21 protein-coding genes, 1 pseudogene and 1 riboswitch are annotated in these 23,772 nt (G+C 47.0%); of the genes and pseudogenes, 20 read left to right on the top strand and 2 right to left on the bottom strand.

Annotated features, from left to right (window positions below; all coding sequences use genetic code 11):
- Positions 1 to 22 precede the first annotated feature (22 nt).
- From MHH89_RS17010 to MHH89_RS16960, 11 genes and pseudogenes are all read left to right on the top strand, one after another.
- Entirely contained in the window at positions 23 to 367 is a 345-nt protein-coding gene (locus tag MHH89_RS17010) for a hypothetical protein (protein WP_036679724.1), read from the top strand.
- Positions 364 to 666, top strand: coding sequence for a hypothetical protein (locus MHH89_RS17005; protein WP_051491084.1), 303 nt, complete (start codon positions 364 to 366; stop codon positions 664 to 666). Before MHH89_RS17010 ends, MHH89_RS17005 begins: the two co-directional genes overlap by 4 nt.
- A complete protein-coding gene (locus tag MHH89_RS17000; protein ID WP_139330222.1) occupies positions 647 to 1,087 on the top strand; it encodes a hypothetical protein in 441 nt (146 codons plus the stop codon). Before MHH89_RS17005 ends, MHH89_RS17000 begins: the two co-directional genes overlap by 20 nt.
- A gap of 142 nt (positions 1,088 to 1,229) precedes the next feature.
- The gene (locus MHH89_RS16995) at positions 1,230 to 1,760 is read left to right on the top strand and encodes a GNAT family N-acetyltransferase (RefSeq protein ID WP_076281928.1); all 531 of its coding nucleotides are present in this window, start codon (positions 1,230 to 1,232) and stop codon (positions 1,758 to 1,760) included.
- 2,169 nt (positions 1,761 to 3,929) lie between these two features.
- Positions 3,930 to 4,028: riboswitch (purine riboswitch) on the top strand.
- Between the two features lie 70 nt (positions 4,029 to 4,098).
- Positions 4,099 to 5,436 carry a 5'-deoxyadenosine deaminase gene (locus MHH89_RS16990; RefSeq protein WP_076130441.1) on the top strand — a complete coding sequence of 446 codons (1,338 nt, stop codon included), beginning with the start codon at positions 4,099 to 4,101 and terminating at the stop codon, positions 5,434 to 5,436.
- A gap of 140 nt (positions 5,437 to 5,576) precedes the next feature.
- Positions 5,577 to 6,149 (top strand): RNA polymerase sigma factor, encoded by a 573-nt coding sequence (locus MHH89_RS16985; RefSeq protein WP_076141513.1) that lies wholly within the window; start codon positions 5,577 to 5,579, stop codon positions 6,147 to 6,149.
- Positions 6,146 to 7,312, top strand: coding sequence for a hypothetical protein (locus tag MHH89_RS16980; protein WP_175623585.1), 1,167 nt, complete (start codon positions 6,146 to 6,148; stop codon positions 7,310 to 7,312). Before MHH89_RS16985 ends, MHH89_RS16980 begins: the two co-directional genes overlap by 4 nt.
- Before the next feature lie 206 nt (positions 7,313 to 7,518).
- Complete coding sequence (locus tag MHH89_RS16975) at positions 7,519 to 9,417, top strand: LTA synthase family protein (RefSeq protein WP_076187158.1); 1,899 nt, start codon at positions 7,519 to 7,521, stop codon at positions 9,415 to 9,417.
- 8 nt (positions 9,418 to 9,425) lie between these two features.
- Complete coding sequence (gene wsfD / locus MHH89_RS16970; protein ID WP_076187161.1) at positions 9,426 to 10,841, top strand: glycan biosynthesis hexose transferase WsfD; 1,416 nt, start codon at positions 9,426 to 9,428, stop codon at positions 10,839 to 10,841.
- A 173-nt stretch (positions 10,842 to 11,014) separates the two neighbouring features.
- Positions 11,015 to 11,920 (top strand): annotated as a pseudogene (locus MHH89_RS16965) (IS1595 family transposase); the annotation flags it as partial.
- A 26-nt stretch (positions 11,921 to 11,946) separates the two neighbouring features.
- Positions 11,947 to 12,861 carry a phosphotransferase gene (locus MHH89_RS16960; RefSeq protein WP_076280494.1) on the top strand — a complete coding sequence of 305 codons (915 nt, stop codon included), beginning with the start codon at positions 11,947 to 11,949 and terminating at the stop codon, positions 12,859 to 12,861.
- A gap of 325 nt (positions 12,862 to 13,186) precedes the next feature.
- Here the strand turns inward: MHH89_RS16960 and MHH89_RS16955 are convergent, their stop codons facing one another.
- Complete coding sequence (locus MHH89_RS16955; protein WP_076278170.1) at positions 13,187 to 13,939, bottom strand: AAA family ATPase; 753 nt, start codon at positions 13,937 to 13,939, stop codon at positions 13,187 to 13,189.
- 253 nt (positions 13,940 to 14,192) lie between these two features.
- On the opposite strand from MHH89_RS16955, the gene MHH89_RS16950 reads away from it, so the two are divergent.
- The 4 genes from MHH89_RS16950 to MHH89_RS16935 all read left to right on the top strand — a co-directional run bounded on the left by MHH89_RS16950 (position 14,193) and on the right by MHH89_RS16935 (position 18,358).
- Positions 14,193 to 15,293 carry a CgeB family protein gene (locus tag MHH89_RS16950; protein ID WP_076098583.1) on the top strand — a complete coding sequence of 367 codons (1,101 nt, stop codon included), beginning with the start codon at positions 14,193 to 14,195 and terminating at the stop codon, positions 15,291 to 15,293.
- A gap of 54 nt (positions 15,294 to 15,347) precedes the next feature.
- A complete protein-coding gene (locus MHH89_RS16945; RefSeq protein WP_076134266.1) occupies positions 15,348 to 16,463 on the top strand; it encodes a CgeB family protein in 1,116 nt (371 codons plus the stop codon).
- 53 nt (positions 16,464 to 16,516) lie between these two features.
- Complete coding sequence (locus tag MHH89_RS16940) at positions 16,517 to 16,687, top strand: hypothetical protein (protein WP_175619029.1); 171 nt, start codon at positions 16,517 to 16,519, stop codon at positions 16,685 to 16,687.
- Between the two features lie 126 nt (positions 16,688 to 16,813).
- Positions 16,814 to 18,358 (top strand): glycosyltransferase family 4 protein, encoded by a 1,545-nt coding sequence (locus tag MHH89_RS16935; protein WP_341087667.1) that lies wholly within the window; start codon positions 16,814 to 16,816, stop codon positions 18,356 to 18,358.
- Positions 18,359 to 18,585: 227 nt separating this feature from the next.
- On the opposite strand, the gene MHH89_RS16930 is transcribed toward MHH89_RS16935, so the two are convergent.
- On the bottom strand, positions 18,586 to 19,101 hold the full coding sequence (locus MHH89_RS16930) for a hypothetical protein (protein WP_341087664.1): 516 nt from the start codon (positions 19,099 to 19,101) through the stop codon (positions 18,586 to 18,588).
- 81 nt (positions 19,102 to 19,182) lie between these two features.
- On the opposite strand from MHH89_RS16930, the gene wecB reads away from it, so the two are divergent.
- The 5 genes from wecB to MHH89_RS16905 are packed head-to-tail and all read left to right on the top strand — an operon-like array spanning position 19,183 to position 23,770.
- Positions 19,183 to 20,277, top strand: coding sequence for a non-hydrolyzing UDP-N-acetylglucosamine 2-epimerase (gene wecB / locus MHH89_RS16925; protein ID WP_076103696.1), 1,095 nt, complete (start codon positions 19,183 to 19,185; stop codon positions 20,275 to 20,277).
- The gene (locus tag MHH89_RS16920) at positions 20,267 to 21,253 is read left to right on the top strand and encodes a polysaccharide biosynthesis protein (RefSeq protein ID WP_036679704.1); all 987 of its coding nucleotides are present in this window, start codon (positions 20,267 to 20,269) and stop codon (positions 21,251 to 21,253) included. The genes wecB and MHH89_RS16920 overlap by 11 nt, the downstream gene beginning before the upstream one ends.
- Positions 21,250 to 22,089 (top strand): dTDP-4-dehydrorhamnose reductase family protein, encoded by an 840-nt coding sequence (locus tag MHH89_RS16915; RefSeq protein WP_076130430.1) that lies wholly within the window; start codon positions 21,250 to 21,252, stop codon positions 22,087 to 22,089. Before MHH89_RS16920 ends, MHH89_RS16915 begins: the two co-directional genes overlap by 4 nt.
- Complete coding sequence (locus tag MHH89_RS16910; protein ID WP_076281925.1) at positions 22,086 to 23,057, top strand: NAD-dependent epimerase/dehydratase family protein; 972 nt, start codon at positions 22,086 to 22,088, stop codon at positions 23,055 to 23,057. Before MHH89_RS16915 ends, MHH89_RS16910 begins: the two co-directional genes overlap by 4 nt.
- A complete protein-coding gene (locus tag MHH89_RS16905) occupies positions 23,054 to 23,770 on the top strand; it encodes a glycosyltransferase (RefSeq protein WP_076130428.1) in 717 nt (238 codons plus the stop codon). Before MHH89_RS16910 ends, MHH89_RS16905 begins: the two co-directional genes overlap by 4 nt.
- Positions 23,771 to 23,772: the final 2 nt, after the last annotated feature.

Genomic DNA, 23,772 nt, shown 5'->3' with positions numbered 1-23,772 from the left:
CTATAGGAGCAGGAGGCGGAAGATGAGCAGAGAAAAGGCTTATCTGCAAATGCTGGAGTCCACCGCCGCCATCCAGTGGAACGTTGCGTTGATTCTGGAAGCTAAGGCGGTTGAAGCTGAAAAGGTAAAGCAGTGGGCACAGCATCATATCCACGCTAGAGCCTTTGATTCCCACAGTGAGCAACTGAAGGAGTCCCTCTCTATACACGAGGTCATCGTGGAGATGGTCGAAGGGCTGACCAAACTGGAGAACGGACTCTACAGCAATTTAAAAGCAGTGCTGGGCAGTGGTGAAGACGATGGTGGCGGGGAAGGTTTTGGAGACATGTCAGGTGATGGCTTTAGTTTTGGAGAAGACAGCAAATGAGCGGGGACCGTCTCTCTGAACATGCCGTCAAGCTGGAGATGATTCGCTCCATTTCGCGCAGTCAGGCTGCTTTGGCGGCCATCTTGGAGAGCATCGCCGAATTGACGGAGCAATCTGAGTTGACGGCCCGCAAATTGAGCGACAATATCAGGATTTTAAGTGGGTATCAGAGTGCGATGTGCCGGATGATGTCCGGGATTTCACTACATCGTCCTAAACGGGGAATTCCTGCTGCGCCATGGCTGAGCAAGGCATACGCCGTAGGAACCTCCAGAGAACATGGAGCACAGGAGGAGTAGAAGCATGAAGAAAAAAAGCCGCAGAACGCTACGTTCAGGCAGAACCCGTAGACGCACATTGCTGCTCTCGCGGAAAGCAAAAGTTCGTAAAGGGCTAGCCCGTAAATCCCGCAGAGTTCTTGCCCGGAAAACTGCTCGTTATGGGAAGTCAAAGAAAGGCCTATTGCTACGCAAGAAAAGAAGACTTCGTCGCAAGCTTGTTCGTAAAGTAAGGGTTGCGCAGCCACCGGTGATTGTGGTACCCGTGAGCGAGGCTCCGCCTGCTCCACAGGTAATTCCGCTCCCCCCGGAGCTGGGCGTTTCGCCGGAAACGCCTCCGGCAGACGCCTTTCAACAGGGCTACACCGAAGCATACAACGTGGGGTTCGACGCCGGTTTCGCCAAGGGCTTCGAGGACGGGCATAAGCTGGAATTCAGCTAGGAGACACAGATGACAAGATCCGCTCCGTCCGTGAGCGGGTCTTGGGGTTTTCGTGCGGACTGGTTTGCTGCGCTGCCGATGTGATAAACTTCATAATGAAAGTGAAAATAATATGAGGTTAAGATGAAGGCAGGGATGATTCATGGGTACTGAGATTCGCAGAGCACGCAAAGATGAGATTGATAAAATTATGGAGCTGATTGCCAAATGCGTACAGGTGATGCAAGCAGGTGGCAGCGATCAGTGGGACGAGCATTATCCGAACCGGGAGATCATCTCCCTTGATATTGAACGTGGCAATCTATGGGTATGTGAGGAGAACAATGCGGTGGCCGGCATTCTAGTGTTGGACGAGCACCAATCTGAGCAGTATGGGAAGATTGACTGGACAGAAACGCAAGGGCCTCATTTAATTATGCATAGATTGGCTGTGCATCCCGAAGTGCAAGGGAAGGGAGTTGCGCGGCGTCTTAGCACTTATGCAGAAGAATATGCTCGCCAGAATGGTTATTCCAGTATCCGTCTGGATACATATGCTAAGAACACTGGGGCACTCGCCCTATATCCCAAGTTAGGTTATGATCGCAGGGGTGAAGTAACTTTTCCGGGGCGCACCGCTAATTTTCCGGTGTTCGAGAAGGTTCTAGAAAAGCACGGAAATTCGGAAGCTTAACATAGCAAGAGAACCAGAGGATATCTCAGAGCCATCAAATGGCTGCTGGGATATCCTCTTTTTTGTGGAAATAACACCTTTCTCTAAACAAAAACTTTGTTTGATTATGTAGCATTTGCGCTTACGGAAACCCTGCTCAAAAGGTGATGAATTTGCAAAAAAAAAAGCGTCATCTGGGTCCGAAAGCATCAGTGGCAGAGTATGACTCGACACTATCGGACCCAGATGACCTTAAACGTGGAATTTTCCCACATTTGGGATGCTATCGGACTCCAGCGCAGCTATTGGTATAAAACACACTACATATGGACCTGTAACGAGGGAATAGCGTCACTGGAGTCCGAAACCCTGCTCCAAAGGCGATAAATGTGCAAATAGTCTCATTGGAGTCCGAAACCCTGATCAATAAGCGAAAATATGCAAATAGCGTCATCTGGGTCCATAAGCATCAGCAGTTGAGTATGACTCGATAGTAACGGACCCAGATGACCTTAAACGTGGAATTTTCCCACATTTGGGATGCTATCGGACTCCAGCGCAGCTATTACTATAAAACACACTGCATATGGACCTGTTTCGAGGGAATAGCGTCACAGGAGTCCGAAACCCTGCTCCAAAGGCGATAAGTGTGCAAATAGCGTCATCTGGGTCCATAAGCATCAGCAGTTGAGTATGACTCGATAGTAACGGACCCAGATGACCTTAAACGTGGAATTTTCCCACATTTGGGATGCTATCGGACTCCAGCGCAGCTATTACTATAAAACACACTGCATATGGACCTGTTTCGAGGGAATAGCGTCACAGGAGTCCGAAACCCTGCTCAAAAGGTGATAAATATGCAAATAGCGTCATCTGGGTCCGAAAGTATGGAGGATTATGATTCACCTGTGGTGTAGACGTAGCGAGAGCAGTAGAAGCAGAAGTAGATGTAGCAGTGGAGTAGGCGCATGGGGAAAGTAGCGGTGAAGAAGAAGGAGTAGTGTAATAGGCGCAAGGAGAAAGTAGAAGTGCAGAAGTAGGAGTAGTGTAGTAGTAGCAGAAGTAGACGTAGCAGTGTAATAGGCGCAAGGGGAACGTAGAAGTGCAGAAATAAGAGTAGTGTAGGGGCAGTAGTAGAAGCAGAAGCAGTAGACGTAGCAGTGTAATAGGCGCAAGGAGAAAGTAGAAGTGCAGAAATAAGAGTAGCGTAGGGGCAGTAGTAGAAGCAGAAACAGTAGACGTAGCAGTGTAATAGGCGCAAGGAGAAAGTAGAAGTGCAGAAATAAGAGTAGCGTAGGGGCAGTAGTAGAAGCAGAAGCAGTAGACGTAGCAGTGTAATAGGCACAAGGGAAACGTAGAAGTGCAGAAATAAGAGTAGTGTAGGGGCAGTAGTAGAAGCAGAAGCAGTAGACGTAGCAGTGTAATAGGCGCAAGGAGAAAGTGGAAGTGCAGAAGTAGGAGTAGTGTAGTAGTAGCAGAAGTAGACGTAGCAGTGTAATAGGCGCAAGGGGAACGTAGAAGTGCGTGCAGAAGTAGAAGTAGTAGAAGTAGTGTAGGGACAGTAGTAGCAGAAGCAGTAGACGTAGCAGTGTAATAGGCGCAAGGGGAAAGTGGTGGTGCAGAAGAAGTAGGAGTAGTGTAGGAGCTGTAGTTGTAGTTGTAGTAGTAGCAGAAGTAGAAGCGCAGAAGTAGGAGTAGTGTAGAAGCCGAAGCAGTGCAGAAGTAGCAGTTGAGTAGCAGTAGGGTCGGCATAGGTCAGTTAGATGAATAGAGCTAGACGTACACTTTCGGGCTCTGACCAGTCCACCATACCGCGCTATATGCAGGCAGTGGTTTAGCACAACGCGTTAGAGTAAGCAGAGATACTGTCCGAAATGGTCGACCTAATCGTGCGAAATGGCCGACTTAATCGAACGAAACGGCTGTCTCTTAAGCCATGAAATAGCTCTCGGATAGCTTATTTTCTATGTTTTCCTGACAGTAAATCTGACGCAAAGTACAGGGTATCGTGATCAAAATTTTCTTCAAACAGAATAATCGTGATCATAAATCGAATTATGTTATTTAACATAACATAAAATACTAAATCACTTTTATAAAACAGTATTAATAAAACGAAATCAATTTTATATGTCATATATATTGACATATAACCTGTCTTTAGATTATTATTGGACTATTCAAATTACAAATGAATAGTCTTTTTTTCGTATATCCTTAATAATTGGTTTAAGGGTCTCTACCGGGAACCGTAAATTTCTGGCTACGAAAATATGCTCAGGCATATTTTTGTGGCCTTTTTGTGCTACATGTGTGAGGTTGTACTGGAATTAACTCAATGAGGGGGAGAAGGGCTATGGGAAATATTTTGATCAAAAATGCCGAAATCATTACGATGAACAAGCAAGAGGAAATTATACACGGGGATGTCCGGATTAAGGATGATCTCATTGTTGAAATCGGCACTGGCCTGATCCCGCAGGGCGACGAACAGATCATTGATGCTACGAACCGTACATTAATTCCGGGTTTTATTCAGACTCATATTCATTTATGCCAGACGTTATTCCGTGGTAAAGGGGACGATCTGGAGCTGATGGATTGGCTGCGCAAACGAATTTGGCCATTAGAGGCCGCGCATGATGAAGAATCCCTTTATTATTCGGCTATGCTTGGCATTGGCGAACTGATCACCAGCGGCACGACGACGATTGTGGATATGGAGACTGTCCATCATACGGATTTTGCGTTTCAGGCTATAGCTAAAAGTGGAATCCGGGCCTTGTCCGGCAAGGTGATGATGGATCAAAAAGGGGGAGATGTGCCTGAGGCGCTGCAGGAGGATACCGCATCTTCTTTGCAGGAAAGTGTCGATCTACTGGAAAAATGGAATGGTTATGGAAACGGCCGGATTCAGTATGCATTTTCTCCACGTTTTGTGATTTCCTGTACAGAGCCTTTATTAACCGAGGTGCGGGATCTGTCCGCAAGATACGATGTGAAGGTGCATACTCATGCGTCTGAGAATTTAGGGGAAATTGAGATTGTGCAGGCCATGACTGGCATGCGTAACATCGTCTATCTGGATCATCTAGGATTAGCCAATGAACGGCTTATACTGGCGCATTGCGTGTGGCTGGATGCTGAGGAGCGGCGGATTTTGCGGGATCGAGGGGTGCATGTAAGTCATTGCCCGGGTTCCAATCTGAAATTGGCCTCCGGAATTGCGGACACACCAGGGATGCTTCATGAGCATGTTTCTCTTAGTCTGGGAGCGGATGGCGCTCCATGCAATAACAATCTGGATATGTTTAATGAGATGCGATTGGCGGCGATTATTCAAAAGCCTCATCACGGACCCACAACCATGGATGCCCGCAGTGTATTCCGTATGGCTACTATTGGTGGGGCGAAGGCCGTAGGGATGGAGGATAAGATCGGGAGTATCGAGGTAGGCAAAAAAGCAGATCTAGTGCTCCTGAATCTCTACAATTTTCATACCTTCCCCTCTTACGACGTAGATCCCATCTCTAGAATTGTATATTCCGCTACGCGGGCAGATGTGGAGACAACGATAATCGACGGGGAGATCGTGATGGAAAGAGGTTTGCTAAAGACTGTGGATAAAGAAATTGTACTAAATGAAGCTAACCGTTCTATTAAAAGATTACTCACGCATACCTCGATCGTTTGAGGGGAAAGGTCGATTCGGATTCGGATATCTTATCATTCGCAGGGGATCATCACTGGACCCCCTGTTTTTTTATGAGAAAATATGAACATAAGGGAACTAAAGTGCCTTTTATGAGGTCGTATTAAGTGAGGTGAAGCTAATTGGAACTGGAAGGTCTTCAGCATAGCGAGACGATGAATGAACAGCAACTAAGAGAAATCATGAGCCGTTACGGAGAGGATATATGGAATTATATCTATTATCTTACCAAAAATTCTGAACAAGCCGATGATCTGGCTCAAGAAGTATTTATTAAATGTTATTACCGGATTGGAACGTACCGGGGGAATTCTTCATTTAAAGCATGGTTGCTTACGATTGCCAGGAATACTGTTTTTTCGCACCGGAAATCGCGCTTTTTTCGTTCGGGCTTATGGGGTGGTGTACAGCCATTGTCCACGGTTGATGTGGAGCAGCGGGAAAAAACTATCGAACCTATTGGCGTAGCCCGATCTGCGGAGATGGAGTATTTGGGTAATCAGTCCATTGGTGAGATATGGGATCTAATTATGGCATTGTCTCCAAAGCTGCGCGAAATATTGGTCCTGGATTTGAAATATGAACTCTCTATAAAAGAAATAGCTGAACTGATGAACTTGAGTCACGGAACGGTAAAATCAAGATTGCACCGAGCGCGGCAAAAAATTCAGAACAAATTAAAGGGGGTAGAATGATGGAGGATCATAAACCGGAATGGTATGCTCAGGCCCGAAAAGGACCTTTTGGAAATGAAAAGTTTACTATGAGGCATGCAGACAACGTCATTCGCCGAATTCAAGAAGATCAACAGGGAGCGAAATCTTACTCAGGAAAAAGACTGCCTGTGCAATTGTTGGCTGTGGCGAGTTTTATTGTATTGTTGGGCTTAGGTGTATTCTTTCTGAACGGAAGGTTCCTCGGTAATGAATCAAGCAACCCTGCGCAAACTGAGGTTTCGTCGCATTTCACGGAGGCTGAGCTACAGCGGAACGCAGATCAGGTGATGCAGAGTTTACTTGGAAAGACTTATCCGCTAGATCACCGGGAATGGCTTAAGGAGCAACAGCAGATATTTTACTCTTACCAGAAAGGTGAGGACTCCGCATATATCTGGATCAATTATGAGACAGGAGAACTGGTGCAAACGAAGATGAGTAGGATTCTGACAGCTGCGGAGATCGACGCTGAAATGAATACCCGTGCGGAAGAGATCAAGGGCAAACTGGGTTATGCGAATGATTCAGCTTATGAAGTGCTCAGATACGTTGAATATGATGTTACACAACATTCTGGCGTGAAAATTGAGAATAACTTTAGGGCGGAGAAATGGCGTATCGGATTTGTAAATGGTGAATTCGATTACGCATCAGCCACGCTTGAGGCCTCGGCGGTATCAGAAGAGATGCGTCAAGCTGGGGAACAGGCCTTGAAGGTGTTGAGAGGTAACGGAGGTGAAGAGCTTAGTTTAGTATTTCGGGCTATGGACAAGGATCAGGATACGCTTACGCTGCAATACGGATCAAAGGTTTCGGTTACGTTCGATACTGTTACTAGAAGGATTGAGCAGATTAGTGATACAAATCCTCGTGCTAGTGATAAAACAGATCCCAAACAACTAACGGTATTAGACCGGGAGCTGTCTCTAATTGATGGGGATCGCCTACGTGAGAAGGCAGCACCTCTGCTGACTAAGATATTTAGCGTTGCTGATGTGAGCGAATATAGCTTGCTTAAAAGAGATCAGGAGCCCGGGAATCTCACCTTTCATAAGCTTGGCAGTCCTGAGATCACTGTATATTATGATAGTGATTTAACGATCTGGAAGGTAAAAGAGGATTTGCCAGCAAGCCAGTCTTAGATTGAAAGGCATAACATAATAGGCTTAAATAGGGAGGTTCCACAGCCGAAAAGGCGTGGGATTTCCCTATTTGTAGTGGGAGCGAAAGGTGCACATTTTTGATAAAAAAAGTAAGTATTGTTATACTAGAACAATCTGATATTTTACAGAAAAGATGAATAGAGTTCATAATCAGAACAAATGAAAAGGTAAGAGGGGATTAAAACGTGAAAAAGCACGGGCCGAATCGAGCTCAGTTCTATATTGTTGTCCTGCTGCTATGGTTGAAGCTGCTCCTGCTGAGAGTGCTGTTCTTTGATAGAATTGCTTGGGAGTGGATTGCAGCAGATGTTGCTCCAGTCCTCTTCATCATGGGGATACTGACAGTCATTACTCCTTCGCGGGTGAGAACAGCTGTCTATTGGACATTTAACGGGATATTATCGCTGCTGCTGTTCGCAGCCAGTGTATATTTCAATCACTTTGGTTCTGTTCCTACGTATCTGGCTTTATATGAACTGAATCAGGTGTTTCAAGTGAAGGCAAGCGTAGAATCAACGATACAGACTATTGATTATTTATTTTTCGCTGATTTTGTGATCATGGCAATCTATGTCTTGATCCGCAGATGGAAGCATGGAAAAGCCTATCCGCGTGAGCGTGAGCGATTCAGCTCCCGGAACACACGATTGGCACATATGATGGTGATTCTGGTGGCTATTCTTGGAGGTTTTGCTTTATCGGCCAATTCTGTCAATTCTGCGCGGGGAATTACAAATGAGCTTGTGCAGGCAGAAAGTGCCGGATTCCTGAATTATGAGGTCGTTGCCGCAATTAAGGTCAAGGAAGATAACAATCTCATTGGAACCGGAGATATTAAGGATACCATCGCGAAGATTGATGAACTGCAAGCTTCCTATCCTTATAGTAGTAAGGCCGCGGGCACAGCACCTGATTATTTTGGCTCGCAAAAGGGCAAAAATGTAATTGTCATCCAAATGGAAGCTTTCCAAAACTTCCCGCTGCATCAATCCCTGAAGGGTCAAGAGCTGACTCCAGTGTTGAACAAGTTGGCAGATGAGGGATTTTACTTCCCCCATGTCTACCAGCAGATTGGTCCGGGCAATACTTCTGACGCTGAATTTATGAGCAACACGTCGATTTATCCAATCGGGACCTTGGCAATGTCCACTGGATTCGGGGACAGAGAACTGCCGAGCCTACCACGTCTGCTGAGAGATAAAGGATATGAGGCGTACACCTTTCACGTGAATCAAGTGGGCTTTTGGAATCGGAATGAGCTATATCCTGCACTTGGATTTAACGGCTATTATGATAAAGATTATTTTACCAATGATCATTTTAATGCGTTTGGTGCTTCCGATGAACAGCTTTATATTACGGGTGTCGAGAAATTGGCAGAGCTGCAGAAGAAAGGAACTCCTTTCTACGCACAAATGGTGACGGCGTCCAGCCATCATCCCTTCCAAATTCCGGACTCTTTTAAGAAGATTTCAGTGCCTGATGAGTTAAAAAACACGATGCTTGGCGATTATTTGACTGCTATTAACTATACTGATTATGCCATTGGAACTTTAATAGAGGGTTTGAAGAAAAATGGAATGTGGGATAACACTGTGCTGGTGATGTATGGCGATCATTTTGGCTTGCAGCCGCAGGATGTGCCACCGGAGCAAGTAGAAAGTGCGTTGGGGATTCCATACGATTCCCGGATCAGTCGCTTTAATATTCCATTGATTGTACATGTACCAGGAATGGAGCAAGGGAAGGTAGTAGAGAGAACAGGTGGACAGTTGGATATTCTTCCTACGATAGCTAACCTATTGGGGGTTTCTTTAAAAGAAGAAGGTTATACAGCATTTGGTCATGATCTCTTGAACATTGATCGTAATGTGTTAGGAATGCGGTATTATTTGCCTTCTGGTTCTTTCTTTAATGATGATATTCTCTATGTGCCTGGTAAAGATTTTGCTGATGGTAAAGCTGTGTCGCTGGATACGCTTAAGCCAGTATCGGATTTCACAAAATATCAGACTGATTATGAGTATATTTTGAAGCTAATGAATTTGTCCGACGAATATGTGAAGCTGTTACCACAGAGATAGGGGGAATCATGAAAAAGTTCTGGAAACCGGAGTATCTCGTAGGCCTTGCCGGCTGCGGTATCATTATTTATTTGCTATTCGTAGGGCCTTTTATTGGTGTTGCCGATAACGGAGATTTTTTGCGTATGATGAATACCATCGGTCTGAACTACTATGACACTGGAGCATCGTATGCCGACCAGTTTTTCAATTTTAGTCATTCCAGTTTTGCTTATGAAAATTTATTTAGAGGTTTTTATCCTTCCTCACAGATTTTAATAGTACTTGTGCCGAGATTGATCGGCGGGCTCATCCATGGCAGCTTTTTTGATGTTCGTTTGCTGGGTGCAGTTTATGGGCTTCTTTTACTGGCGGCAACTTGGCTGCTGGTGAAGTATAATGCTCGTGGCTCTTATGTTACAGGGCTGCTGTTGGGAGCAGCTATCTTATTTGTGTTTTACGATATCGGGTATGTGGCCTATTTCAACTCCTTGTTTGGAGAACCAGTGTCGATGGTGTTTATGCTGCTGACATTTGCATTAGGATTAAGATTAACCAGCCAAGAGAAGCCAACCACTAAAGGATTAACTTTGTTTTTTATCGCAATTCTGTTTCTGGTCACCTCCAAAATCCAGAATGCACCGATTGGGATTGCCTTTGCTCTGATTTTCTTGCGGTTTATGATGCTTGACGGAGAGGGCAAATGGAGGAAGCTGGCTTTACGTTTTTCGATTGCCATCTTTCTTGTATCCATCGTTTTGTATGTGGCAGCGCCAAAAGATCTGAAGCATATTAATCTGTATCAAACGGTGTTTTTTGGGATTTTAAACGAATCGCCGGATGTGAAGGGAGACTTGCAGGATCTCGGATTGCCGGAGCGGCTGGAGGTACTGGCGGGTACAAATTATTTTCAGACCGATACAGTGATTAAGCAGGATGATCCTTCGCTGGTTCCGGACTTCTATGACCGTGTATCTCATAAAGATGTATTGTTCTTCTATCTGAAGCATCCGGACCGGTTGATAGATAATATGAAATATGCTGCGAGTAACAGCATGGCGATTCGCCCGTATTATCTAGGAAACTACGAGAAAAGCGAGAATAAACCAGCAGGTGCATTATCCTATACTTACAGTGCATGGAGCCAATTCAAAAACAAACATATTCCGCACACGCTCGGATTTCTCTCCATATTCTATCTGGTGTATTTTGCGGGAGCTTTGTTCCAGTATTTCCGCAGCAGAGATATTCGTGGCAAAGTTGCCGGCGAGCTGCTGATGCTGCTAGGGCTAATAGGGATTTTCTCCTTCTTGGTTCCGATTCTTGGGGACGGAAGGGCTGACATCGGTAAGCATTTATTCTTGTTTAATGTGTGCTTCGATATGATGGTTGTAGTCATGTTTGGATGGATTATACACAAGCTGACGGGGATTGCGAGACGCTGATTTCAAGCACCTATCAAACACAAAATAACACAAAGCAAACAGCAAGTTTTCGATTTGGAGACCTGCTGTTTTTTTATAAATATGACTATGTTAAACTTTGTTGTTGATGTTTGATAATTACGAACAAGTGTTCTATAATAAGGGCAATATAACTGTTCGGAGATGATTTGCCCATGGATTTAAAGGAACTGAAAAAGCTTGCTGATACGTTGGACGATAATGGTAAGCGAGAACTTATCTACTTTTTGCAGTCCCGAACCAAGGGAGTGGCACTTCCAGTTCGAGCGATTGATGAAATTCAAGAGCAGAAGCATAAAGATGGACTTGTTTGCCCGCATTGCAAAAACCATTCTGTTGTTCGATTTGGAAAGTAGGCTGTAAGAACACGCACTGGAGAGGTTAAACGTCAACGTTACCGTTGTAAGTCCTGTCGCCAAACATTCAATGACCTTACGAACACCCCTCTGCAACGAATGAGGCGACCTCATATGTGGGTTCGTTTTATCGAATGCATGATTGAGGGCTTTTCTCTGAGAAAATGTGCAGAGCAGTTAAACGATGAAGTCACGCATGTCACCTTGTTTTACTAGCGGCATAAGATTCTTTCCGCTCTGAAGCAGATTCCAACCGAAGCATTTCAAGATATTGTTGAAATGGACGAGACCTACTTTCTTTACTCGGAAAGGGGCAAGCGGAATATTACCGAACGCAAGCCACGTAAACGTGGCGGCAAAGCGAAATATCGTGGTATAAGCCACGATCAAGTGTGCGTGCTGGTTGCCCGTGACCGTCAGAAAATGACTTACTCTGGCGTACTTGGGCGTGGACGTATTCGGATTACAAAATTAGACGAAGCGATTGGTGGTCATCTATCTGACTCAAACGTGTTATGCACTGATTCATGGAGGGCATTTAGCTCCTATGCGAATTCAAAAGGCATGACTCATTACCGATTCAAGTCCGACGGAAAACAACGTGTGAAAGGCGTGTACCATATCCAAAACGTAAACAGCTACCACAGCCGCTTGAAGAAATGGATGGATCGCTTCACTTTTAGGGAATGTAAACATCTAAATAACGTAAGGAACGAGGAGGCAGACAATTCATGGGAGGAACGAATGTATGGGATGCGGAGTGGGAGGTTAACGAAGAGCAGGCGCGGACGCTGATCGGCAGACAATTCCCTCAGCTGTCATCGAAGCAAGTGAAGCGATTGGGCTGGGGCTGGGACAATACGGTTTTTCTCATCGGTGACGAGTACGTGTTCCGGTTTCCAAGAAGAACGATTGCAGTTGGCTCGATTCGTATGGAAGGGAAGCTGCTGCCAAAGCTGGAGACATATATAACCATCCCCTATCCGAAACCGTTGTTTTATGGCGAAGCAAGTGACGAATACCCGGCACCATTTCTTGGCTATGACTACGTGCTAGGAGATTTCCCAATCGGTTTGACGGAAGAACGCCGGGCTTTATCGGCAGAGACGCTGGCGAAATTTTTGCGGAGATTGCATGAGTTTCCGGTGCAGGCGGCGCTGGAGTGCGGAGTTCAGCAAGATCATCGAAACTTGACGGACATAGCATCGCGCAAAGTGAAATTGGAGGGCTTTCTATCGAAGGTGGTTGAACACTTGTCGCCGGAGGAGTCCGGTGTGATCGAAGCGTATATTAGCAGGCTGCAAAAGGACCGTGTCGAGGCGGTGAATGCACTGCTACATGGCGATCTTCATTTCAAAAATATGCTTGTGAATGAGAACGGGATCGTTTCCGGCATCATTGATTGGGGCGATCTGAGCGTAGGCCATCCGGCTTGCGATTTGAGCGTTGCTTATAGCTTTTTACCACCTTACGCTCGCGGCGTGTTTTTCGAAACGTACGGAGGAGCGGACGAGGAAACGAAGCTACTGGCGCGGCTAATCGCGGTATACATCCCCATACTGATCTTAATGCAAGCGGTCGATGACGGGAATGAAGCAATTGCGGCAGAGGCGAAATCCAACATCATGCGGGCACTGTCGGATTAGGCTTATTATTTCGTTGCGGCTATGGGGCTATGGCTATCGGCACCATTTTGTCGTTTAAAGGCCGCGATAAGGTACGATCCGCCTTCTCTGATGCCGCTTTATGTTGAGGAACACGAAATTCAACAGAGTAAGTCGTTGCGCTAACGGGACACGATAGCAATAAACCGCCTTTTCAACGAAGGCGGTTTTCTTATGGTCAAATATCAACATTAGAATTTAACATAGCCTATAATATAAGAATTTATATGTTCCATGTTGTAAATTATCCTTATATTTCTCGCTTAAACGCTTACCGTCCTTAAAGGGACGTCGAAGTCGTGTATGCTTATTCATCTTCAAATAACTCACGCAACATCCCTTGACGATCGTTCATAAACGCTTTGGTCACGGTATAATGTTCGGTTTCCTCCAAGGCGACGGACCGTACTCCCTCCCCCTCCAAGAGAAAAATTTCAGCACCGGGATAGGACATCAGAATGGGGGAATGAGTTGCGATAATGAACTGTGAATCTTGCCCGACCAGCTCATGCATACGCACCAGCAGAGACATTTGACGTAAGGGGGAAAGCGCTGCTTCAGGCTCGTCGAGGATATAAAGGCCGCGGCCGCCGAAACGGTGAACGAATGTAGCTAAAAAAGACTCTCCGTGGGACTGCTCATGCAGAGATTTGCCTCCGTAGGAGTCTTTGATCGGTGGGCCACCGGGTTGTTCATCCAACTCATCAATATAAGAAGCCACATTATAGTAACTCTCCGCACGCAGAAAAAAGCCGTCCTTCGGCCGTCTAACCCCTCTAGCAATTCTAAAATACTCATAAAGATTCGAATGCGAGGAACGAGTGTTAAAAGAAAAGTTTAGCGTTCCACCCTCAGGGTTAAAGCCCCAAGCAGCAGCAATTCCCTCTAACAAGGTTGATTTGCCTGTGCCGTTCTCTCCAACAAGAAAGGTCACTGGTTTTTGAAAAGTCAGGCGATCCAGCGTTCGAACAGCAGGCAGATGAAATGGATAGGTTTGAAAGGATGGCACCAGATCACGCAGCAGCTCCGCGTGTCGCAAATACAACGTGGTGTTATTCATAGTTCCCCCCTTGTGAATTTCAAAAAGTAATCATCTTCGGACAGATTGGACAGAGATGACAAGTTTAGTGCCTCTAGCTAGACCTTTATAGTATAACAGCATCCAGCGAGTGGATGAAATCTGACGGGGTTCGGGCAAGCCGGGCAAAAGACAGGGTACATCTGCCAATTTAGTTTTAGTAATGACAGATGTCCATGAGGCGAGTGCTGACTCCGCATATAGTTATACTGTCTTGAGAATACAACGGGGCAGGGTGAAGGCCGTGAAAGCGAAAAGGAGAAAACACAAGCGTCCGCGAGATTATCGCGACGGTTATCACGAAGGATATCGTCTTGGCATGTGTGAGGCTGTGCAGCGTCGGAGTACTGTAGAGGTCGAAGCCTGTCGGCCATTTAAGCTAATGTATGTTCCTCAAGGGTTCCATGCAATCGATACTGGGGTAATTGAGGCGCTTCAGCAGCTTGTAAGTGAGCTTGTGATAAGCACTCCAGAAACTATGCTGGAGACCGCGGCTCGGGAGATGCCCGGGGCAGTGCTGGTTATGAATGGACTGCATGTTTTTCCGGAAAATCATTTAGAACAGATTACAGAAATCAGAAAGCTGGGCATTCGGACTGCGATCTGGTTTGTGGATGATCCTTATTTTACAGAGGATACTTCAGTGATTTGCCGGCATTATGATCACGTCTTTACGCATGAGCTCGGTTGTGTGGAGTTTTATCAATCCTTTGGAGTTCCATCCGTTCATTATTTACCGCTTTGCGTCAATCCAAAGATGTTCTATCCGCGCCGTACGGCACCGCAGTATAAGTACGACATTGTGTTTATAGGCAATGCATTTCATAATCGGACAGCGCTGTTTGATGAACTTGCCCCCTATCTAAAGGATAAGAAGGTGCTGATCGCTGGCGGCTTCTGGGAACGGCTTGCGACTTATGACCAGCTTGCCCCTTTTATTAGCAATGGCTTTATCCCACCTGAGGAAACTGCGAACTATTACAGTGGTGCAAAGCTAGTCATTAATATTCACCGTCCGTGGGAGGAGGGGCAGGATAACCGGAATAGCTTCCGTTTACCATCACGCTCTATCAACCCACGTACTTATGAGATCAGTGCCTGCGGTACTATGCAGCTTACGGATGTTCGTGAGGATCTGGGCAATTATTATCGGCCAGGTTATGACTTGGATACTTTTGGCTCTGCTAAGGAATTGCAGGAGAAGATTGAGTACTATCTGAAGCATGAAAAAGAGCGCCGAATTTACGCTTTACGGGGACTACAGACAACCATGCGGAACCATACATTCACTGCGCGTTTGCCTCATTTGCTGAATGTGATTGCTTCAAGTGTATGAAATCTATAACGGGATAAAGGAGCGAGGATGATGATGAACAACAATGAATTTATTATGCCTGCACCACCGCTACCACTGACACCTCCAGAGGAAGAAAAGCTTCGTGGTCGTCTGAGTGGTTTTAAGGGCGGATATGATGAGGGATATTTACGGGGACGGCTTGCGATTTTAGATGGTCGGCCAGAAGAAGTATTTCCTGTACGGAATATTCATGTAATGTATGTGGCTTCTGGTAAAGGATATCCCTACTCTCCATTAGACGATGCAGTCCTCTACGCGCTGCAAAAATTAACCACACAAGTCACGATAACAGATGTGCGTCAAAACTTAGTGGAGTTAGCCGCCGCTCAAAGACCGGATCTGGTACTTGTGCTGGATGGTATGGATTTACCGCTTGAGCAGATCTCCGTTCTTCGGGCTAGCGGAATTAAGACAGCCATTTGGCTTACAGATGATCCTTATTACACTGATTTTACAGTTAAAATTGTGGCGCATTACGATTTTGTGTTCACGCTTGAGCGTAATTGTATTGATTTTTATAAGGGACTTGGCTGCCCTGAAGTTCATTATCTTCCTTTTGCCGCTCACCGCGAGCATTACCGTCCAACTACAACACGTTCACCATTGAATCGCGAAGTTAGTTTTATTGGCTCTGCCTATTGGAACCGGGTTAATTTCTTCCGTGAGATTCTTCCGGATTTGATGAACTATAACACGGTGATTAACGGCATCTGGTGGGACCGTCTGCCTGAGGCGGCACTCTATGGAGATCGAATTGAGATTGGCAAGTGGATGTCACCACAGGAAACAGCGGTAGCTTACAGCGGATCCAAAATCGTCATTAACCTCCACCGCTCGCACATTGATGAAGTAGTGAACAACAATACGCTTTCGATTCCGGCGGTATCTCCTAATCCGCGTACTTTTGAAATCGCGGCTACGGGTACGCTGCAATTAGTGGATGCCAGAGATGATATGGGATCTTTCTACAAACCTGGTGAAGAAATTGAGACTTTTGCAAGCCCTCAAGAAATGATGGATAAAATCCGTTATTACCTGACTCATGAGGAAGAACGCCGTGCGATTGCCCTGCGCGCTTTTGAACGGACGCTTAAGGATCACACCTACACCAAACGTATACACCAGCTGTTAACAGTAATTTATGGCTAGGTCATATGCCCGGAAATGGAACGGAAATGTGCGCTTACCAGGGGACAGGTGTCGTGCCGGCATCTGTTTTTCCTCGATATACTGTAGAACCGAACCTCAGCTTATGCCTGTGGCCTGATGAAAAGAAGCAACGTCTGGAGCGGGCTTGTATAGCGGAGCGGAAGCGACTGGCTAGATTCGAGAGCAGAGTGGAAGTGAAGGGGCGAAGCTCGGGAGCGAATTGAAATTGACTGACGAGATTCTAGAGCGAAGCGGAAGCGATGTTGCGAGTCACAGGAGCGACCATTTTCAAAGAGAGTTTTACTGCGAAGGATAGAAATTAGCGCAAAGTTTGTAAATTTTTTAAGGAGGTGAATGGCTGCTCCAGGCCCCTCGTTAGGGAGCGCCGAAACGCCATGGCTGACAAAGCTACAATCGTCCTCTTTTCACATGTATCCAATACACGCAGTATTACGGGAGCGGAGAAGCTATTGTTGTTTTTCGCTCAGGAGCTTTCTCCGTACTTTAATTGTATTCTCGTTGCGCCTCAGGACGGCAAGCTGACTTCTCAGGCTCGAAGCTGTGGAATAAGTGTACAGTTGCTTTCGATTCCTCTTTTATATGGAATGTACACTCCTTATGCAGGGTTGGAGGCAGATGCTCAGAAATTCCAGGAAAGCAGGGAGTATCACGAATTAACAGACTGGCTGAATTCCCTGCGCCCGGCGTTTGTTATTACAAGTACCTGTGTGCATGCTCTGCCAGCAATGGCTGCAAAGTCACTGGGCATTCCGGTGATATGGAAAATATCAGAGACGATAACAGACAATGAATATACACCTATTAGTGTAGGGCTGATTCATCGGAATAGTGATGAGATACTAGCTATTTCACAAACAGCTGCAGCTTGCTTTCCAGAGGACGTGAGAGCGGAAAAAGTGATCCAGCTGCCTCCCTCTTGGAATGATAAAGAGATGATGATTGAGGCTTGGAGCAAGCTTCGGAGCGAACGGCGGCGGGAATTGCGGGTTAAACCGCATGAACAGCTGATCGGTTATATTTCTTCTTTTATCAACAAAGAAAAAGGTCTAGAACATTTTGTGAAAATGGCTGTGCTTGTGCACGCGGTTCATCCAAGCTCGAAATTTGTTGTCATTGGGTCAGCTGGCGATAAAAGCTATTATGAGCGTTGTGTCCGCAAGGTAAAGCTTGAGGGACTGTACACCCGGTTTAAATTTGTTGGTTATGCTGAATGTCTTCCATCTGCCTATTGCGCCATGGATGTGCTAGTGGTTCCTAGTCTGATCCGCGAAGGCTTCGGTATGACTGCTTTGGAAGGAATGGCTTTTGGAAAGCCCGTGATCGCTTACGACTCTGGGGGCTTGCGGGAAATTCTGCACGCAGCGGGCTGCGGCGAAAATCTCGTGCCAGCATCGGACATTTCCGCGCTGGCAGAAAGAGTCAACGTCATGCTGGCGCAGCCGGGATTGGCGTTAACTCTAGGCAGTCAAGCGCGGGAGCGCGTCGACGCCGTATATGGTCCGGCGGCTTATCGGAGCCGCCTGCAGGGTCTTGCGGAGATGTGGAACCTCCGCTATTGCAGCGCACCTGCGGTGCGCGAGGCTGACAGCGTGGTGGTGGTGGAACCACCTGCTGTCCAGCCTGATTTACCCGCAGCGTCGCCATTTGCCGCCGCGAAGCAAGGGCCTGCCGAGCCGCGTCGCCCGCAAGCGGCGCGGCAAAGCCCGCGCGCCGGCGAAGCGGGCGCCCGTTGGTTTTGCGCCGCGTTGCTCGCAAGCGGCGTAAAGGTTCTGCCCGGCGGCGCAGCACCGCCGGGGGCAAGCGCCGCCGGGCCCGCCGCGGTGGACGGCGGCGCGCGGCGTAAATGCCTCGATTGCAGCGAAGCGGCAAGCTAAGCGCAAAGAGAGGCATATATGCCCTCGAATGCGTCGAATTCGGCTAGCCGAGCGCAAAGAGAGGCATATTTGCCCTCGAATGCGTCGAGTTCGGCAAGCTGAGCGCAAAGAGAGGCATATTTGCCCTAGATTTCGTCGAATTCAGCTAGCTGAGTGCAAAGAGAGGCATATTTGCCCTAGATTTCGTCGAATTCAGCTAGCTGAGTGCAAAGAGGGGCATATATGCCCTAGAATGCGTCGAATTCGGCAAGATGAGCGCAAAGAGAGGCAGTTATGCCCTTGAATGCAGCGAATTTAGCTAGATGTGCCCAAAGAACGGTATAATTCCCGCTTATTGATCTCAATCCAGCAACCTGAGCCCAATGAGCGGTATAAATCCCGCTAAAAGAGCTCATTCCAGCAACTTGAGCCCAATGAGCGGTATAAATCCCGCTAAATGAGCTCATTCCAGCAACCGGAGCCCAATGAGCGGTATAAATCCCGCTAAATGAGCTCATTCCAGCAACCGGAGCCCAATGAGCGGTATAATTCCCGCTTATTGATCTCAATCCAGCAACCAGAGCCCAATGAGCGGTATAAATCCCGCAAAAAGAGCTCATTCCAGCAACCGGAGCCCAATGAGCGGTATAAATCCCGCTAAATGAGCTCATTCCAGCAACCGGAGCCCAATGAACGGTATAAATCCCGCTAAATGAGCTCATTCCAGCAACCTGAGCCCAATGAACGGTACATTTCCCGCTCAATGAGCTCAATCCAGCAACCAGAGCACAGTCCGCTGACTGAGCCAAGTCAGACCATAATTAAACAGGCAGGGGAGTGAACTCATGAAGATCATGACGATTTTAGGCACGAGGCCTGAAATCATTCGCCTCAGTGTAATCATTCCGCTTCTCGACGAACATGCTGAGCGGCACATCCTGGTGCATACAGGCCAGAACTTCACCGCCAGTCTCAGCGGCATTTTCTTTGCTGAGCTGGGTCTGCGGGCACCGGATTATGTGCTGCAGGATAAACAAGCAGGACTAGGCGGCCAGCTTGCCGCCATGTTCGGAGGGTTAGAAAGCATTTTACTAAAAGAACAGCCAGATCGCGTTTTGCTTCTGGGCGATACGAACAGCGCGTTATGCGCGATTTTGGCTGAACGTATGGGAATTCCGGTGGTGCATATGGAAGCGGGCAACCGCTGTTATGACCTCCAAGTACCAGAAGAGAAAAACCGCCGTGTCATCGACGCCGTTTCGACCATTAATATGCCTTATACGCAGCAGAGCAAAAGACATCTAATCAGCGAAGGTTTCCCCAGCAGGCGTATCGTGTTAACAGGAAATCCGATCCATGAGGTCATGACCCACTTTGAGCACAAAATCCAGACCAGTGACATTCTGGAACAGCTGAAGCTTACCTCAGGACAGTATTTCCTAGTCACGGCCCACCGTGCTGAGAATGTAGATGATCCAGAGTCCCTTGTACAAATTATGTCGGGTCTTAACGCAGTGGCTGAGCATTTTGGAATTCGTTTAATATGCAGCATTCATCCTCGCACTCGCTCCAAACTTACCGAGCAATTTTCCCTTCCAATGAACCCACTAGTTGAATTTCATGAACCTTTCGGATTTTTTGATTTTGTCTATTTGGAACAGCACGCCTTATGTGCCATCACCGACAGCGGGACTGTACAGGAGGAATGCTGCTTGATGAAAGTGCCAACAGTTACGATTCGCAGAACGACGGAACGTCCAGAAACAGTGGATTGTGGCAGCAATGTAGTCTCAGGTGTAGATCAGAAAAGTATTCTGCGCAGCGTCAAGCTGATGACGGCGCTCAATCGGGATTGGGAGGCACCGGAAGGATACATGACTCCGGATGTTTCGGTCAAGGTAGTTAAATTCTTGCTTGGAGGGAACCTGCATGTTCAATAATAAAAGGATTGTGGTCACAGGCGGAACTGGTTCCTGGGGGCATGAGCTGATTAGGCAACTTCTGCCACAAAATCCTAAGGAAATCATCGTATTCTCCCGCAGTGAATCCGCTCAAGTGGCGATGAGCCGGGAGTTTGAAGATCAACGTCTCAGCTTTATCATTGGCGATATCCGTGACAAGGATGCGCTGATTGCAGCCTGCCGTGGCGTTGATTATATCTTTCATCTGGCGGCGCTCAAACATGTTCCAGTCTGTGAAGATCAGCCTTATGAAGCACTCAAAACCAATGTAGTGGGAACTCAAAATGTGATCGAAGCTGCCATTGTAAATGGCGTTGAGAAAGCAATTTACATCTCTACCGATAAGGCTGCGAACCCATCCAACTTCTATGGAATGACCAAAGCGATCGGGGAAAAATTGTTCGTTTATGCCAATCTGATTGGCTCAAACACCCGGTTCGTTACTGTACGCGGAGGTAATGTGCTCGGAACGAACGGCAGCGTAGTGCATTTGTTCATGAAGCAGATTAAGGATAAGGGTCAGGTACGCATTACGGATATGAAAATGACCCGCTTCTTTTTTACCCTACGCGATGCTATTACGTTATTATTTAAAGCTTCTGAGGTTAGCTTGGGTGGAGAAATCTTCGTCATGACTATGCCTACCTGCCGAATTATCGATCTTGCTGAGGTGCTGATTGAGGCTTCCGGAGAGTCCAATGTGAGTATTGTTGAGACCGGGATTCGTCCGGGGGAGAAAATCCACGAGATTCTGATGAGCGATTTCGAAAGCTTAACTACCGTTGTCTACGATGAACAGTATCTAGTAATTCTCCCTACGCTGAACATGCCGGAATTAAAGGCACATTATAGCGCTTATCCTCATGTCTCTTTCAATAGCTTCAGTTCAGAGACGAATCTGATGGATCGGGAAGAGATCAAAAGCATCTTGATCCGGGGAGGGTTCCTGCAATGAAGCTGCTTATCCTAGGTGGAAACGGTATGGCGGGGCATATGCTGGCGGATTATTTTCGCCGCCAGGGCAAGCATCACGTCTTCCATACAACCCGGGATAAGAGCGATCTTGGCGGGCTGTATGTAGATGCGAACGATATAGCCGGAGTTGAGAAGCTGGTCGATATCGTTTCCCCTCATTGCATTATCAATGCAATGGGGGTTCTCAATCAATTCGCGGAGCGTGACAAAATTGGGGCTTACCACGTGAATGGCTTTCTCCCTCATCACTTGTGGCGAAAGGCGGAGGATGTTCAGGCAAGGCTCATTCATATCAGTACCGACTGCGTGTTCGAAGGAACACGCGGAGGGTACACCGAAGAGGATGCTCCTGATGGAACCTCTGTATATGCAATTTCGAAAAGTCTCGGTGAGGTGCAAAAACCCGGGCATCTTACGATTCGCACTTCCATTATTGGTCCCGAAATCCGCTCAGGCGGTATTGGTCTGATGGATTGGTTCCTGGCGCAGAGTGGTAAAGTTTCAGGATACCGGCGGGTGATGTGGAACGGGGTCACAACGCTCCAATTAGCCAAAGCAGTGGATGTAATGCTGGATTCCCCCGTATCGGGGCTAATCCATTTAGCGCATCCAGAGCCGGTAAGTAAATATGAGCTGCTTCAGCATATTCAGGCGGCTTTTCATAAAGAAAATGTGGAGATCATCCCTGAGGATGAACATATTCAGGATCGTACACTAGTGAATACAAGAGCGGATGTCCTCTTGCCGCTGCCTTCATATCCTTTAATGCTGCAGGAACTGGCTGACTGGATGAAACAGTCAGAGATGTATTTATGACAGGTCAAAGACTTCTGATTACCGGAGCCGGTGGATTTACCGGGCAACATGCCGTTCGATTATTTTCGGCAGGAGGGGCTGAGGTTATCGCTGTATTGCGGCCGCAATCGACAGCTGCCTCCACTCTTTTTCCAGAAGGAGTAAAGATTTATGTTTGTGATTTAAGTGACCGGAAAGCAGTAGCTGAGATGATCAAGCAAACTGCACCGGACGCTGTCCTTCATTTGGCTGGGAAGAACTCCGTACCCGAGTCATGGCTTAATCCCTTGCTTTATATGGAGACCAATGTGATGGCCACCTTATATTTACTGGAGGCTATGCGAAGCCTGCCGAGCAGTCGGATTCTAGTGGCTGGCTCCAGACTTAAGTTCAAACCGGGTGTGGTGGCTGGGCCACCACACCCGTACAGTCTTAGCAAAACAATAGAAGAGCTGGTGTCCCTCGCTTGGGGCACCTTATTTAAACAGCCGGTTCTGCTGGCTGAGCCCTGTAATCTGATTGGTCCCGGTCCTTCCACCGGCTTCTGCTCTTTATTAGCACAGCACATTGTCCGAAGTGAAGGCCAGCCAGAAGAGGAAATACCTCCATTTAAGCTCTCTTCTCGTTATGCGCTGCGTGATTTTTTAGATGTAAGAGATGCCGTTAGAGCTTATGATTACATTTTGCGTAAAGGTACAAATGGAACCATCTATCGCATCGATTCGGGGAAGCAGCGGGAACTCGGGGAGATCGCGGAGCAGTTGCTCAGTCATTCTGTAGGTCCAGTGCCAATGGACTGGGGACCTGCAGATGCTGAACGGGCTATTTCAGAGATCGCAGCCACAGCGGATAAGAAGGTTCATTCAGAAGCATCAACCCCTGAGGCTGATGTGACTTCACTGGGCTGGCTTCCGGAAATTGGGCTTAAGCAATCGTTAATGGATATTTTGAATTATTACCGAGTTAGCGGGGAGGGGAGGTTGTTATGAGACCGAAGGTTTCGGTAGTGATTCCTTTTTATAATTGTCCTTATATTGAGCACGCCCTGCAAAGTGCGTTCTCCCAGTCTTGGGAACCTTACGAAATCATTGTTGTCGATGACGGCTCGCATGCCCATAGCAATCTAATTACACCGTATCTTTCCCGAATTCATTATTTGGGCAAAGGCAATGGGGGAACCGCCTCCGCACTGAATCACGGCATATTGAATGCAACGGGTGACTATGTGGTCTGGCTTAGCTCGGATGATTTATTTTATCGGGATAAGATCAACAATCAGGTTCTGTTCATGGAGCAGAACCACTTGTTAATCTCCTATACCAACTTTAATTATATTAACGCTCAATCGCAGCTGGTTCAGCTGAATGCTGCGCCATTGTTTCCTAGTCACCTGGATTACTTACGTTGTTTTTTACACGGTAATCCCATTAATGGCTGTACGGTGATGTTTAAACGAGAGGTATTTGGAGCCATCGGGCTTTTTGATGAATCACTTCCTTACACCCATGATTATGACTTATGGTTCCGCGCCATTCTGAACGGATATCCACCGGTGATGTTGAATCAATCCCTCACAGCTTACCGGACGCATGAGGGCATGGGAACGATCAAATATTTTGATGTAATTATGGCAGAGGCAGCTGCGACCAATGCCCGCTACAAAAATTCGCTGCAGCACTTGATTTCTTCTATGGGGGGCTGAAG

It is taken from the genome of Paenibacillus sp. FSL H7-0323 (genome assembly GCF_038002725.1).
In the GTDB taxonomy this organism is placed as follows: domain Bacteria; phylum Bacillota; class Bacilli; order Paenibacillales; family Paenibacillaceae; genus Paenibacillus_AQ; species Paenibacillus_AQ odorifer.
Note: the sequence above shows the minus strand (reverse complement) of the source record. Positions and strands in the feature narration are given on the sequence as shown.